Origin of the sequence: Paludibacter sp. 221 (assembly GCF_010501035.1) — a bacterium.
In the GTDB taxonomy this organism is placed as follows: Bacteria; Bacteroidota; Bacteroidia; order Bacteroidales; family Paludibacteraceae; genus QVMH01.
This window is the reverse complement of sequence record NZ_QVMH01000008.1, coordinates 1-13,779: the sequence shown is the minus strand read 5'-3', so window position 1 is coordinate 13,779 and position 13,779 is coordinate 1. Positions and strand designations below refer to the sequence as shown.

At 29.0% G+C, this 13,779-nt stretch carries 13 protein-coding genes; all 13 read right to left on the bottom strand.

Translation table 11 applies throughout. The features are described from left to right. Positions 1–2: 2 nt before the first annotated feature. Positions 3–926, bottom strand: coding sequence for a glycosyltransferase (locus D0T49_RS03115; RefSeq protein WP_163629129.1), 924 nt, complete (start codon positions 924–926; stop codon positions 3–5). Position 927: 1 nt separating this feature from the next. Further along, complete coding sequence (locus D0T49_RS03110; protein WP_163629128.1) at positions 928–1,941, bottom strand: glycosyltransferase family 2 protein; 1,014 nt, start codon at positions 1,939–1,941, stop codon at positions 928–930. A 1-nt stretch (position 1,942) separates the two neighbouring features. Beyond that, positions 1,943–3,319, bottom strand: a complete 1,377-nt coding sequence (locus D0T49_RS03105; protein ID WP_163629127.1) for a hypothetical protein — start codon at positions 3,317–3,319, stop codon at positions 1,943–1,945. 12 nt (positions 3,320–3,331) lie between these two features. Then, entirely contained in the window at positions 3,332–4,462 is a 1,131-nt protein-coding gene (locus D0T49_RS03100) for a glycosyltransferase (protein ID WP_163629126.1), read from the bottom strand. After that, the gene (locus D0T49_RS03095) at positions 4,459–5,256 is read right to left on the bottom strand and encodes a glycosyltransferase family 2 protein (protein WP_163629125.1); all 798 of its coding nucleotides are present in this window, start codon (positions 5,254–5,256) and stop codon (positions 4,459–4,461) included. Before D0T49_RS03095 ends, D0T49_RS03100 begins: the two co-directional genes overlap by 4 nt. 6 nt (positions 5,257–5,262) lie before the next feature. After that, positions 5,263–5,967, bottom strand: a complete 705-nt coding sequence (locus D0T49_RS03090; protein WP_163629124.1) for an acyltransferase — start codon at positions 5,965–5,967, stop codon at positions 5,263–5,265. Next, complete coding sequence (locus tag D0T49_RS03085; protein WP_163629123.1) at positions 5,957–7,015, bottom strand: glycosyltransferase; 1,059 nt, start codon at positions 7,013–7,015, stop codon at positions 5,957–5,959. Before D0T49_RS03085 ends, D0T49_RS03090 begins: the two co-directional genes overlap by 11 nt. A gap of 11 nt (positions 7,016–7,026) precedes the next feature. Next, positions 7,027–8,223, bottom strand: a complete 1,197-nt coding sequence (locus tag D0T49_RS03080; protein WP_163629122.1) for a glycosyltransferase — start codon at positions 8,221–8,223, stop codon at positions 7,027–7,029. 1 nt (position 8,224) lies between these two features. Next, positions 8,225–8,998: a glycosyltransferase family 2 protein gene (locus D0T49_RS03075; protein ID WP_163629121.1), complete on the bottom strand. Its 774-nt coding sequence runs from the start codon at positions 8,996–8,998 to the stop codon at positions 8,225–8,227. After that, entirely contained in the window at positions 8,995–9,666 is a 672-nt protein-coding gene (locus D0T49_RS13150; RefSeq protein WP_163629120.1) for a CatB-related O-acetyltransferase, read from the bottom strand. The genes D0T49_RS03075 and D0T49_RS13150 overlap by 4 nt, the downstream gene beginning before the upstream one ends. Before the next feature lie 249 nt (positions 9,667–9,915). Then, entirely contained in the window at positions 9,916–11,043 is a 1,128-nt protein-coding gene (locus D0T49_RS03065; protein ID WP_163629119.1) for a glycosyltransferase, read from the bottom strand. Positions 11,044–11,049: 6 nt separating this feature from the next. Continuing rightward, entirely contained in the window at positions 11,050–12,213 is a 1,164-nt protein-coding gene (locus D0T49_RS03060; protein ID WP_255495851.1) for an N-acetyl sugar amidotransferase, read from the bottom strand. A 47-nt stretch (positions 12,214–12,260) separates the two neighbouring features. Continuing rightward, positions 12,261–13,532 carry an ABC transporter ATP-binding protein gene (locus D0T49_RS03055; RefSeq protein WP_163629117.1) on the bottom strand — a complete coding sequence of 424 codons (1,272 nt, stop codon included), beginning with the start codon at positions 13,530–13,532 and terminating at the stop codon, positions 12,261–12,263. Positions 13,533–13,779: the final 247 nt, after the last annotated feature.

The following is a 13,779-nucleotide window of genomic DNA, read 5'->3' as shown; positions in this document are numbered from 1 at the left end:
AACTACTGATTCGCATTAATAATAGTTTTGTATATGTCGATTATTTTTTTTGCTACAGTTTCTGAGTCTACACCCAATTCGATGATACGTTTTCTTCCTATAGTCGGCCTACTAAAGTTAAGAGCTTGACGTAATTTCTCAGCAATATCTTCTGGTGTCCGTTCTGCTAAATAACATCCTTCTGTATCTCCCATGATTTCTTTTACATCACCTACGTCTACAGAAACTATAGGTTTATTACATGCCATAGCCTCTTTTATAAATTGAGGAGAACCTTCGGAAAAACTTGTCATTAACACCGCATCTACCGCGTTCATTAATTCAGCGACCTCTTCTCTACTGTATCCCTTTAATTCTATCAATTTTATATTTGGAATTACTCCTATTGCTTTTTTTGCTAACTCTACATTCTTCACCTTATTATCAAAAGCTCCAGCAAACAAAACAATCTTATCGTCTTTCGTAAAACCAAATTTTTCACGAGCAATTTTCTTTTCAATCGGCTTAAACAGTTCCACATCTACTCCACATGGAATCACAACTTGATTTTTATTTAGTTTTGTTTTCTGTCGGTTTTTTTCAGATACAAAAATATTAAAAGCCGAAAGATAGATAGCTATTTTTGAAAAACGGAAAATAGAGTCATTATTTATATCACTCCCATGATAAGTGGTTACAACTGGCACTTTTCGTTGCAAGTTAGCAAGTAAACCAGAAAGCCCATAATGAGCATGAATAATATCTGGTTGAAAAACCTTTACTTTTTGTATCAATTGTTTTCTATTCCTCAGATATCCTTTATAACCATTTCCTATCTTTCCATAGAAATCTATTTCAACACCTAATTTCTCTAACTCTTTTGTTTGTTCTATAACGAAAGCAGAGAACTCACCTGAATTGTAACTCGCCACTATCAGTATCCGCATTCTATTTCCAAATTTTCGTCATTCCCTTGAATCCAAATTTTGAATACAGCCCATATATTCCAAAAAGCAAACATGTTATCTTAAAACCGAAAAAATGGTTAGATTTTTTCACTCTGTTACTCTTTTTTGTTACACTATATGATAAAACATCTTGCATATTTTTCAATATCGTATATCCTTTTATTCGCTCCTTTTTAGGTATTACAAAATAGTTATAGAGTAATGTAGGGACTAAATAAGCTAAATACCCCAAGTATAACTGCTTTAATCCTATATCAAAATTTTCATTTTTTATTTTATCCTTCCATTTTTTAAACATATACTCATAACTTTGTAAATTCTTCAACGAATAAGTTGTTGTTATAGAATTTTCCCTATGACGGTAACAATAACCATATATATTTACTGCTGAAATGCTGTTTATTTTCGACCATAAACTTAAACTCCAATCCACATCTTCACTCAATAGTCCTTTTTCAAAAAAAAGTTCATTGCTTAATAAAAAATCCCGCCTCAAAATTTGAAAACAAGCACTCATGTTAAACAACTGGTTAATAAGCAAATAATAAAACACTCCATTACGATTTTTATTTATGATTTTCGACATGTCATATTTCGGTGCATAACAATAAGTACCTTCACCCTCATATAAATCTGCACGAAGAAACATGACAACATCCATCTCTTCATAATTGTTAATCTCATCAACTAATACTTCGATTAATCGATTGTCTAACCAATAATCATCACTATCTAAAAAAACAACATATTTTCCTGTTGCAAGCCCAAGTCCTGCGTTTCGAGCATCCGAAAGCCCACCATTCCTTTTATGAATAACCTTAATTCGACTATCTTGTTTCGCATATTTATCACATAGCAAAGGAGAACTATCCGTAGAACCATCATTTACCAAAATTATCTCCAAATCAGTATAACTCTGAGCCTGTATACTCCGTATACAATCAACCAAGTATTTTTCCACATTATATATTGGTACAATAATACTTATCTTCATTCTAATCCAATTTTAATTTGTTTTGTTTGTTTTGCCAAACTAAAAAATTCGAATAATGAACAAAGAAGACAATTAATAACATAAAAGCAGTCGTCCTAAATATAAAGCCTGTATACATAAAATACTCCCATGCTACAACTCCCAACACCACCCAACGTAAACGCCTTAATTTAATTTGGCATAACATGTAAAAGAAAAATAAGATTGTAGTAAACACACCTAAATACCCCATAGTTACATATGTTTGAAACAATCCCGTAGCTGAACCTTTATGATTCAATTGGACGAATATATTTGAATCAGCAAACTCTTTATAGTTAGTAGCATACATCGTAGAAAAGCCCACTCCTAACCAATCTATTACAGATAAATTATCAAAATCAAAAAAGTGTTCAATTAAAGCGATTGTACCTCCTCCTCTTCCCATTGCAATATCTCCTTGTTTTAAATCAATTATAGGCACAACATTTTCTTCTTCTTTACCAAATTGATACTCCATCGCATAATTCCAAGCATACTCTAAATCAAAACTTCCCCAAACTTGGTATTCTGGATTCAAAGTTGGCGTTAAACGTACTCCCAAATACAATGCAAAAGGAGCCATAATAATAGCAATCCAAAGAGTTTTATTAACTTTAATACGAGGGACATAAATCATAAATGCAAAAATGACTATCGGCATAATAAACCAGACAGCACGTTTTCCCGTAGTAAACCCAATTAACATCAAACCCAATACGAATATCCAGTCTTTTAATTGAAATTTTCCATTACGATAAAACCATAAAACCATAAAACCTAAAATAGGAATAGTAGTACCTGCAGCACCACCAATATGAGATAAAGATCCAACTAAGCTCTCAATTTGTGCTCCTTCAAAAAGAATTAATTTAGCAATAGATATTATCATTTGCATCAAAATTAGATCATATAATAAGTGAATCAACCGAACTCTCCGGCTTTCGGACATTATTATTTCTTTTCGGATAATAAACCAGAGACAATAGGCAATTATATAACGAGAATATTGGCTTAATACAACTGTTACACGATCACCAGAATGAAAAAATGAAAGAAAAAAAGATAACGTCAATAATGTAAATAATATTGTAAGTAAAATATCCTTATTGGTCCAAACAGAAAAAACTTTTCGCTCAATACAAAACCAGAATGTAAAACCTAAAGTTATAATCCGCCAAACATCAGTGAACTCTTTTCCTAAAAAAGCAAAAAAACCCGGATAAAACAAGAGTATTATATATATATGTAACAATGACTTACGATATTTATAACACATATAGATACCAGTCATTAAAACAATCAAATAAAGCCAAATTTGAGTAATAAAACTCACCCAAGGATAAAAATCAAACAACATTTATTACACTTTTTAATTTTTAAATAATGAATATATTTCATTCATCGTTTTATCGATATCAAACAGAGAAGATGCTCTTTTCAATGCTTGTTCTGAGTAATATTCTCTCTTTTTCTCATCATCTATTAATTGTCTCAATCCTTCAAAAATAGATCCTTCATCATGTTTCGTTAACACTCCGAATTCGTCATCCAACAATAACTCTACTGGACCTGTTGTTTTCGTAGAAACAATAGGTAAGCCAAGACTTAAAGCTTCACATAAAACCAATGGAAAACCTTCTACCTGAGATGTACTTACAAAAACATCAGAATTTTTCATATAAGCATAAGGCGGATTTTTGAAACCTAGAAAATAAATATTATCTTCAAGACTCATTCTTTTTACTTGTTGTTCTAGTTCTTTTTTAAGAGTTCCATCACCCAAAAGCCATACATCAACATCATAATCATTATCTTTCAGTAATGCTACTACATTTATTAATTTATCAAAACTCTTTACTTCAGTCAAGCGGCCTACAGAACAAATTGTAAATCGTTTTTTTTTGACATCAAGTATCTCATCATACTCTTGAATTGCTTTTACATCTATCAAATTATAAATAACTTTTTGTTCTATAGATTCTTCTATATTAAAAACAGTATTAAATTGCTTCATTGCATCATGAGAGACAAAAACAATTTTATTCATTCGGTTATAAAAGAGTTCCTCATCTTTCTTTCGAAATAAATATGCCGTCCAATGATTTAATACGAAATTTGTATGTACCCATGTTATGTGATTATCAGAACGATCTAGTAAAAACTGATGAAATTGTATAGAAGTCCCTTCTGCGAAGGATATAATTGTGTCATACTCTTCTCTGATTTTTTTTCTGATTTTTCGTCGTAAAAAGAAATTAAGTCCTGTTAGTTTGTATAATTTTTTTGAAAAAAAATACTTTTTACTTTTTCCTGTATTATATAAATAATGATAAGTTACATCCGGATGAATATCATTTAGATAAACCCCTTCATTAAACAACAAGCATAGATCAACTTGATATTTAGTATAATCAAAATAATTAAAGATATTAATTAATACTTTTTCTGCACCACCGCCATTCAATGCAGTAAAAATAAACAACATATGTTTCTTTTTCATTTCTTTAAATATATTTTTTTACTGATTTTTCCTATTATACGGACTAAACTATGCCAAAATTTAAACTTATCTATATAATACAAATTATAATATTTACTTAATAAAGATATGTCATTTTGCCAAGTAAACGGAATTAAATCATTTACAACTCTCTCACGTTCACTAGCACATAATATCTCATTTTTAGCACTTACTCCATCTATATCAAAGAATGACACATCAACATCTACATATTTTATTGTATGATTATGTAAACCAACTGATTTTATAAAAAAAGACCAATCTGCAACTATTTTTAATGATTCATCATAACAACCATATTGGAGCAACAAACTTCTTTTTATAAAAGCTGCTTGATGTTTAATTACATTCAAATAAATATCAAGAAAAGTAACATTCTCCTTACCTTTCAAAATCACCTCCTTTTTTCCATCTAGAATAATTATATTTCCAAAAACTAAATCTTCGTTATCTTCTTTTGTGAAGATATTTTTCAATACATTTTCATCCACAAAATAGTCGCCTGAGTTAAGAAACAGACAGTATTGGCCTTCAGCTAAACCAATTCCTTTATTTTGCGCATGATATATTCCATTATCTTTTTCACTTATCCATTTAAAAGGTTTAGAGCTGGATTTTTCAAATTGCTTAATTGTATTAACAGAATTATCTGTACTTTTTCCATCAATAATTATTTGTTCATAATCAATATAATTTTGTCTCAAAACACTTTCAAGTGTTTTGAATAAACCTTTCTCATTATTATAGTTAATAGTTATTATTGATAATTTCATCTCTCTTTATTTTAAAGCATCTTCTATAAAATCATCAAATGATGCGTACAGAGGTATATTCTTTTTAATAAAGTTATCATAAGCTGGCCCCAATTGAAATTTAATTTTTTTATAAAATTCAGTAGGTATATCCTCCTTCTGACTCCAAAACAAAGGAAATTCCTCCCAAAAATCGTCAATTATTGGTTTACGTCCATAATACTGCTGTATTTCTCGTGCATAAGCTTTTGCCTCTTCAACACAGGCTTTCTTTCTTTTTTGATAATACTCATCCAATGAATAAATAACCTTAGCAGGAACTCCTGCCGCGACACTATTAGCAGGAATGTCTTTTGTCACAATAGAACCTGTACCAATAATACAATTATCTCCAATTTTAACCCCTTTTAGTATCGTACAATTTTGACCTAAATACACATTGTTCCCGATTGAAACTTTAGCACTAGCAGACACAAAATCATCATATACTAAACGAAACACATAAGTTCCAAAGTCATGTGTCAAAATAGTTGTTCCTGTATCAATTCTAACATTATTACCTATTTCGACCAAACATGGTCTTGTTAAATCAATGTTAATTGTTTTTGGTGTTCCCCAATATATATTCTTACCAATTTTTATTCCTCTACGTTTCAAATAAGCCTCAAATCGTTTAGTTGAAGTTTTTGAATAAACTTTTTCAATACGATTAAAAAAAATTCTAATTCCCATTTTCTACGTTTTTAAAGTTCTCCTTAAGATCCAAAATGGCACATAAATGTTCATCGTCACGATATATAAAAATATCTTTATCCTCATAATAACTACGTCCACTATCCTCATTAGCAATAACGGGTATACCCGCAATCAAAAACTCACGAATTCTAGTCAAAGCACCCGTTGTAGCTGGCTGAAAAATCAATAAAGCATCGGTATTAATCATTTCTTCATAAAGTTGTTCACTAGATAATTCTCCTAATAATATAATATTTTTATTTTTTATCTTATCTTTTAAATGATGAGTACCGTATCCTCCTATTTTCAACTTAATATTTTCTAAAGTTAGTATCTGAAAAAAGTTAATCCTATTTTCCATCCCCTCTCTTGTTGGAGGATTAATAGCAGAACCAAGCATCAATATCTGTATTTCCTTACCATTATCACGAAAATTTCTTTTTCTTTTTATATCTAATAATACTTCTTCAAATACTTTTGGAGGATAATAAGGATAGTAAAATGCATTTATATTGAATAATTTTAAAAACAAGCATTCTTCTCTAGAAATAGTATAAACCTCATCGCACATACCTAATACTTTTATTTCTCTATTAAACTTTTCAGGCAGTTTTCGATTAAATATTATAGAATTTTCTCCTGGAACAAGTGATTCTAAATTATGTGGATAAGCAATAAGCTTTTTGTTATGTTTTTTTGCTAAAAAAGGAAGATAATAATAATAATCTTTAGTGCTTTCCCATATAAAAGTATCTACATCTGAATGAAAAAAAGATTCCAACTGAGGTATAACTATAGATAAATACTTCCAAAAACGAAAAAAAGAAAGCAATGATTTCCACTCGTTCAATCCATACATTGAAATAATTACATTCAACGCCATGAATAAATATCTTAATGATAATCTATATTTTAAATCAGGTTTAAAGTCAATTATTTCAATGTCTTTATTTAAAAACATTTCACGCAATTGAGCTGTTCTTTTTTCGCCTCCATGCCCATAAGGATTCGCATCGTATATTGTATGATACAGTACCGCTTTCATTAAGTCTTCTATTATATAGTGCTATTAAATATATCCTGATACAGTGAAACTATTTTTTCTAAAAAAACTGTTTCATCAAATTTACCTAATACTGAATTTCTTACATTTTCTGGATCAAACCTTATTTTTCCATTCTTCAATTGCATTATCCCATAAAAAAGTCCTTCGGTATCACCGATATTATATATTAAACTATTTTCAACTGTTAAAAAATCATCTGGACCACCACTTTTTGTTGAGACAATAGGAACTCCACACAATAAAGCTTCGAGCTGGGATAAACCAAACGTTTCATTTATTGATGTAGAAAGTAAAACATCTGAACTATTGTAGTATCCCATCATTTGTGACTTCTGTTGGCGGGGTATTAACCTACAATACTTTTCTATTTTTTCTTTTTTTATAAAAGCACTTATACCATCTGGAAACTCACTTGTTTTTTCATCTGACGATATTATATTAAAAAAAATCCCATCTACTTTATGCCTTTCAAACAAAGCTATTATATTAAACAACGTTTTCATCCCTTTTAAGGGATGAGGATACCCCACAAAAAGTACAATAAAACCAGTTGATTTCTTAACTTTAATAGTATAATCATCCTCGTTCACAACATTATACACAATATCTATATTCTTTCCATAATCAAACGTAAGCATACGTCTATATTCATGATGTGAGACTACACAGTATTTATTGGAATTCAAATAGGCTTCTCTTGCTTTATTAAACCAAAAGTTTTCTCCATAAAAATTAATTGGATTATGCTCTGTTATAACAAAAGGTATATCCATTTTTTGATTCAAACCACTAGCTATTATCCCACTATTATATAAATAGTGAGCATGAATGATATTCGGAAACCAAACGTGTTCTTTAGATACATCTAATAATGTCTTCCTATAAAATCGAACTAAATAATAATACTGTATTTTAGGGGGTAAAAAGGAGAAAGATTTATATTCAATGTGATAAACATCTAAAGAATCACTATATTTATAGTATGTTTTTTTATTAAATAACTTATTAATATCAAAAAATAGAAATTTAAAAAAAGACCTCTTACCTATATTAGTTTTATGTTCTACAAAAACTTTTAAATTATATTTTTCTTTCAATAATATCACTTGATCATAAACAAATGATCCATAAATAGGATTGTTTTTATTGGGAAAAAGCGATGTTATTATTAAAAGATTTTTCTTCATATCAAAACAACTTACTTAATTTATTTTTTATTTTCAAATACTGTTTACACTCCTTTTTCAAAAGAAGTAATTCTGTTTCTAATTTTACATATGATTCATAAATAAGCGGCATATGTTTCATGAAAACAGTTTCTCGTTCTTCTCTCACCTTTAACTGATTTTCCTCTAAAGAGCTAATTCCTGAAAAATCATAAACAGCAACAATTCGCTCAAAATGCCTATAAGTAGCCTGATGAATTATTAATACTTTAAAAAAAAACTCCCAATCAGAAACTATCTTAAAATTCTCATTATAAAAACCATACACAAAAAACAATTCTCTTCTTATAAATGAAGACGGATGAGGAATATAACTTTTATAAAACACTTCAAAACTAATATTCTCCGTTTCCACTGATTGTATCAATTCTTTTTCATTCGACTTGAGAAGAAGTACATTTCCTGATATTATATCCTCTACATACTTACTATAAACAAAATCATGTAAAACTGTTTCATCTATCAAATAATCCCCCGAATTTAAAAACAAACAGTATTCTCCTTTTGCTTGACGAATACCTTTATTCATTGCATTATATATCCCCGAATCCGATTCAGACAACCAGTAATTTATATTATCTTCATTTTGTTTTATAATATTTACACTCTCGTCAGTGCTGCTTCCATCTATAATTATATATTCAAACTCTTTAAAACTTTGTGAAACAACACTATCAATAGTTTTTTTTAAACCAACATCATTATTCAGATTTATTGTTATAACGGATAGCTTCATTTATCGTATTTTTTTATAAATTCATCAATTGAAAAAAAATATTTTTCTACCTCTTTTAATTTCTCGTCTGAAAAATCCCACCATCTTATTTTGAGTAAAGATTCAATTTGTTCCTGATGAAAACGATATCGAATTATTTTAATAGGAGAACCAACCGCTACCGCATAAGGAGGAATATCTTTAGAAACAACAGCACCAGCTCCAATAATAGCTCCATCACCAATCGTAATTCCATCCAATATAATAACATTTGCCCCGATAAAAACATCATTTCCTATGGTTATCCATTTTCGTTCACCAAATTTATTCTGTTCTACAAGAGTATAACCATTTTGTTTCAATATCGAATAAAACATTGGCGCAGTGCTTAGAGTTTCAACAGGGTGGATTCCCCAACCACATAAGAAATTTGGACCTATAGAACAAAATTTACCTATCCTTGCATATGATATATAACTATTTATAGATATATATGTATAATCATCTATTCTCGTATTTTGAATATGATAAGGAGAATATATTTTTACTTTCTCTGTTATAATACTCTTTTCGTGATTGGAGCTTACTATATTAAAACTAAAATTTGAATCAAACAGAAGTCTTGATTCCGGAATAATTTTTTTAAAAAAAATGCGAAAAACATCTCTTATTCTTTGCTTAATACCCATATGAAATGACTACGGTAAAAAAATGAAAACCATTAGATTGGTTACAATGCATTTACAACTATTAATTTCCCAATCTTCACCAATTTCATGTTTCAATCTTCTGTCTATTTTGATTATTTATCCTACTAAAATCATAAAACAAATCCGATTTTTTCTAAAAAAATTATTATAATGCATTTTGTGAGATAAATTTAAGCATTTTCTAAACACATAAATAATCAATACCTTTCATTTTTCTCCAAAATATTATCACAATAACTTTTTTAAATAATTAATCAAGGAAGGAATAACTTTTTTGTAAGTATACTCATTCAATGTTCTATGTTGTCCAGCTGTCGCAATCTTTTTTCTTAATCTATCATTTTTTTTAAAAAAAACAATTTTATCAACAGCCTCTTCTACTGAAGAATATGTTATGATTTCTTTATCTGGAATAAATATATTTGTTATATTTTCTTTCCAATCCGTTAACATACAAGAACCAACACCTGTTATTTCATATAACCTCACATTTGCTGCAAAAGTGATTTTATCTCCATGCATATTGAGCGAAATCTTTGAATCTCTTAAAAATTGATACATATCCTGTCCAAATACAGGACCTTTATTATACTTATTTATTCTCCATTGTCCCAAAAAATCATCAAAATTTCTTTTTTTCACCAACTGCCTTAATTGTCTTTTTGTATATAAATTCACATGAAAATCAGAGCGAATTTCAACTTTTGCTGATTTTGTAATCTCTTTCAGCAATGTATATCTAGTATCGTGAATACTCTTATATATAGAGCCCGAAAAGCCTACGTCAAAATAGGGAGGAGTGTCTGTTCTTATTTTATTTAAAACTCTTTCATCAAAAGCAAAGTTCAACACATAAGACAACATACCTTTTTTTCTATAATACTCACTTATATAATCTGAACAAGTAATTACAAAATCGTATCCTCCATACAGTTCTATATTTTTTCGGTTCATCCCATCATATCCACCTATTAATATATCATGTCTAACAAGTCCTCTAATTACTTCTGTTTTTTTTAAATCAAATAACTCTGGAGGATATATTACACAGATATCTGGTTGGATTTTTTTTATTTGCTCACATACTATTTCAAATTGCCAATCTTTTATATCCGTATTTTCGGTCAACCATGCTTTCTGCAAAGATTCACAATTATGTATTGTTTCAAAAATTTCAACATTTTCATCTATATTATTTACTTCCCATGAAAATAGCCATGGAAAATTATCATCAATTAATTTTGACTTTTGATATATATAAGATTGTTTATTCAAATCAATATTTTTTGAATAAAACAGATTCAGATATTCTAAATACGCAGGAAATGCTTTATATATTTTTATCTTTCTCACCATCAATTATTATTTTTTATTTTTTTGATATATTTTGGTAAGTAAAGATACAAGAGGTTTGAATTCTATTAATTTTAAAATAATTCTATCAATAAAGTTTCCATATAGCATACTCGTAGAATATTCATTATGAGATTTCACAGGTATATTCATTATTCTCTCAAACTCAACATCAGTAAAACCCAATCTATCTAGAACATGGTTATACTCAGCAACTTCTTCCTCTTTTGTTAAATATAGAGGCGTTGCCAACACATTCAATGCCTCTGCTCTCGTTATGTGGTGTGAATTTATTTGATCTGATAAATGAGCTTTCCTTTTATCAATACCAAATTTTCGAGGAAGTATATATGACTGATAAAATTTTGTAAAAACTGATTCTCCATGTTTGACTGAATATGCCTCCCACCCAAACTCTTTCGATATAACATCTTTTATTATACTATAATTACATTCATCATATAATAATATATTTATTTGCTTTATTTTTTTCATTTTAAAAAGCAACTGTTCCATTGGTTTGTAATACGGATATGTCTTAAGTTCTTTTTCACCAAAAGTCTTATGTATTGTTTCCAAATTACGCCTATCCATCTTTGTGTAATTCCAATTACTTCCCATTGTAGACTCTGTTTCGATATTAGTTCCATACAATATATATTTTACATCATATTTTAAAGCAATCTTAGGTATCAATGAAAAAATAGCCATGTCAGTTGGAACCTCAATATCTACTACAGAAGCTTTTAAATAAGCTCTCTGCAAATCGATAAATTCATCATAATCAACCTTATAATTAAAATAATCATAACCGGTTTTTTTTATGATTTTTTTTACATTTTCTGTTGCAACTTCAGTATCCCAACCATTATCAAAATGAACAATCAAAGTTCTTAAATTATACTTTTTCACTAAATATGCGACATATGAACTATCCATTCCACCACTTAATCCAATTATGCAATCATATTTTCGCCCCTCTCCTTCTTTTTTTATTAAACTTATCAACTCTTTTAAAAACTTTTTCTTATCCGAACTCGACAAAATATTATTCTTGACATATTCATCATATGAATGACAATGATTACACACTCCATTTTTATCAAAAACAATAAACTTATCTGTAGTATCCATCATACATCTCGTACAAACTTTATAACTATCAGCCTTCATATATAAATATAATTTTCAGTAAACAACTATTACATAACAAATAAAAATCAAATAACTTCTATCTCATGATCTACAAAAAAAACAGAACTATTTTCTATTATTCCTGTATTAAAAAAATCTCCCTCTTCTACATTAAAAAAAAACGCATAATCGACCCAATCATATACTTGTAATTTATCTGCCAAATAAAATCGAATATAATAACGCCCTGGGGTTAATGGCAACTTCTTTATTTTATAACGAATTGTAGAAACTTCATTATCAAATTCAAGTAATTCCCCAAGAAAACAATTACTTAATTGAATAATTTTTTCTCCACTCATATTACAAATATTCACAGCTAATTCAATATTCTTTCTTATACTAATAAAACGAGTAATTTCTACTTCCAAATTAAACTCATCCCCACAAATAACTGAATCTGTAATTGTATTAAATTTTGTTTTCAAACAACAATTAGTAACCTTTAATTCTCCCGAGCCTTTTCGATCTTCTCGACATTTCAAATCAAATGTACTATTTTTCTGATTTTCTAATTCATATTGTTCTATAACTTTTAAAATATTGTCTATATAAGCAACTTGTCCATCTTTCAAAAGAACCCCTTTGTCGCATAAGTTTTTAATACTAAACATATTATGACTTACAAACAATACGGTTCTTCCTTCTCCTCTAGATACATCCTGCATTTTTCCAATCGCCTTCTTTTGAAATTCAGCATCCCCAACCGCTAGTACTTCATCCACTACCAAAATTTCAGGCTCTAAATGTGCTGCAATAGCAAAACCAAGACGAACTGTCATTCCACTCGAATAACGTTTTGTTGGGGTATCAAGATAACGTTCTACTCCCGAAAAATCGACAATCTCATCTAATTTACGACTTATTTCCGATTTTGTCATTCCCATTATAGCACCATTCATATATATATTTTCACGCCCCGTCATTTCCGGATGAAAGCCAGTTCCCACTTCTAATAATGAGGCTATACGTCCATTCGCTTTAATTATTCCCGTAGTTGGAGCGGTTAGTTTAGAAAGAATTTTTAGCAAAGTAGACTTTCCTGCTCCATTTTTTCCTATAATACCAATCACATCTCCTTGCTGAACTTCAAAATTTATATCTTGCAATGCCCATACGTATTCACTTTCACCCTTACTTGCACGGTCATTTATTTCGCCTATCTTTAAGTAAGGATCAGCCTGTTGAAGTATTTTTGTTTTCCAAAAACGGTTCAAATCATGACTTAAGGTTCGTGTAGAAATTAATCCAAGTCGATACTGCTTGCTTACGTTCTCAAACTTTATAGCTGTTGACATATATTAAATTATTATTCCGAAAAATATAATACCATTCTAAATTGAAATACTCTCTCTTTAATAACTAATTCCTGATAATATTTTTTTTCTAAAAAGAACTATCATTCAAAAACAATACATACATCTACCAAATTTTATTGATATAAAATAAATTTTATGATTATCCGTTATTTGACCTAAAATTATTTTTATAAGCGACAGCTGCTATCATAAGTCTGTCAAACAAGTTTTCTCCGAAATATCTGCG

What these genes read in the sequence shown, in the direction of transcription:
- D0T49_RS03080 (WP_163629122.1), bottom strand. Translation starts at nt 8,223, where the DNA reads ATGAAGAAAAATCTTTTAATAATAACATCGCTTTTTCCCAATAAAAAC.
- D0T49_RS03115 (WP_163629129.1), bottom strand. Translation starts at nt 926, where the DNA reads ATGCGGATACTGATAGTGGCGAGTTACAATTCAGGTGAGTTCTCTGCT.
- D0T49_RS03055 (WP_163629117.1), bottom strand. Translation starts at nt 13,532, where the DNA reads ATGTCAACAGCTATAAAGTTTGAGAACGTAAGCAAGCAGTATCGACTT.
- D0T49_RS03090 (WP_163629124.1), bottom strand. Translation starts at nt 5,967, where the DNA reads ATGGGAATTAGAATTTTTTTTAATCGTATTGAAAAAGTTTATTCAAAA.
- D0T49_RS03085 (WP_163629123.1), bottom strand. Translation starts at nt 7,015, where the DNA reads ATGAAAGCGGTACTGTATCATACAATATACGATGCGAATCCTTATGGG.
- D0T49_RS03105 (WP_163629127.1), bottom strand. Translation starts at nt 3,319, where the DNA reads ATGTTGTTTGATTTTTATCCTTGGGTGAGTTTTATTACTCAAATTTGG.
- D0T49_RS03095 (WP_163629125.1), bottom strand. Translation starts at nt 5,256, where the DNA reads ATGAAATTATCAATAATAACTATTAACTATAATAATGAGAAAGGTTTA.
- D0T49_RS03110 (WP_163629128.1), bottom strand. Translation starts at nt 1,941, where the DNA reads ATGAAGATAAGTATTATTGTACCAATATATAATGTGGAAAAATACTTG.
- D0T49_RS03100 (WP_163629126.1), bottom strand. Translation starts at nt 4,462, where the DNA reads ATGAAAAAGAAACATATGTTGTTTATTTTTACTGCATTGAATGGCGGT.
- D0T49_RS03075 (WP_163629121.1), bottom strand. Translation starts at nt 8,998, where the DNA reads ATGAAGCTATCCGTTATAACAATAAATCTGAATAATGATGTTGGTTTA.
- D0T49_RS03060 (WP_255495851.1), bottom strand. Translation starts at nt 12,213, where the DNA reads ATGAAGGCTGATAGTTATAAAGTTTGTACGAGATGTATGATGGATACT.
- D0T49_RS03065 (WP_163629119.1), bottom strand. Translation starts at nt 11,043, where the DNA reads ATGGTGAGAAAGATAAAAATATATAAAGCATTTCCTGCGTATTTAGAA.
- D0T49_RS13150 (WP_163629120.1), bottom strand. Translation starts at nt 9,666, where the DNA reads ATGGGTATTAAGCAAAGAATAAGAGATGTTTTTCGCATTTTTTTTAAA.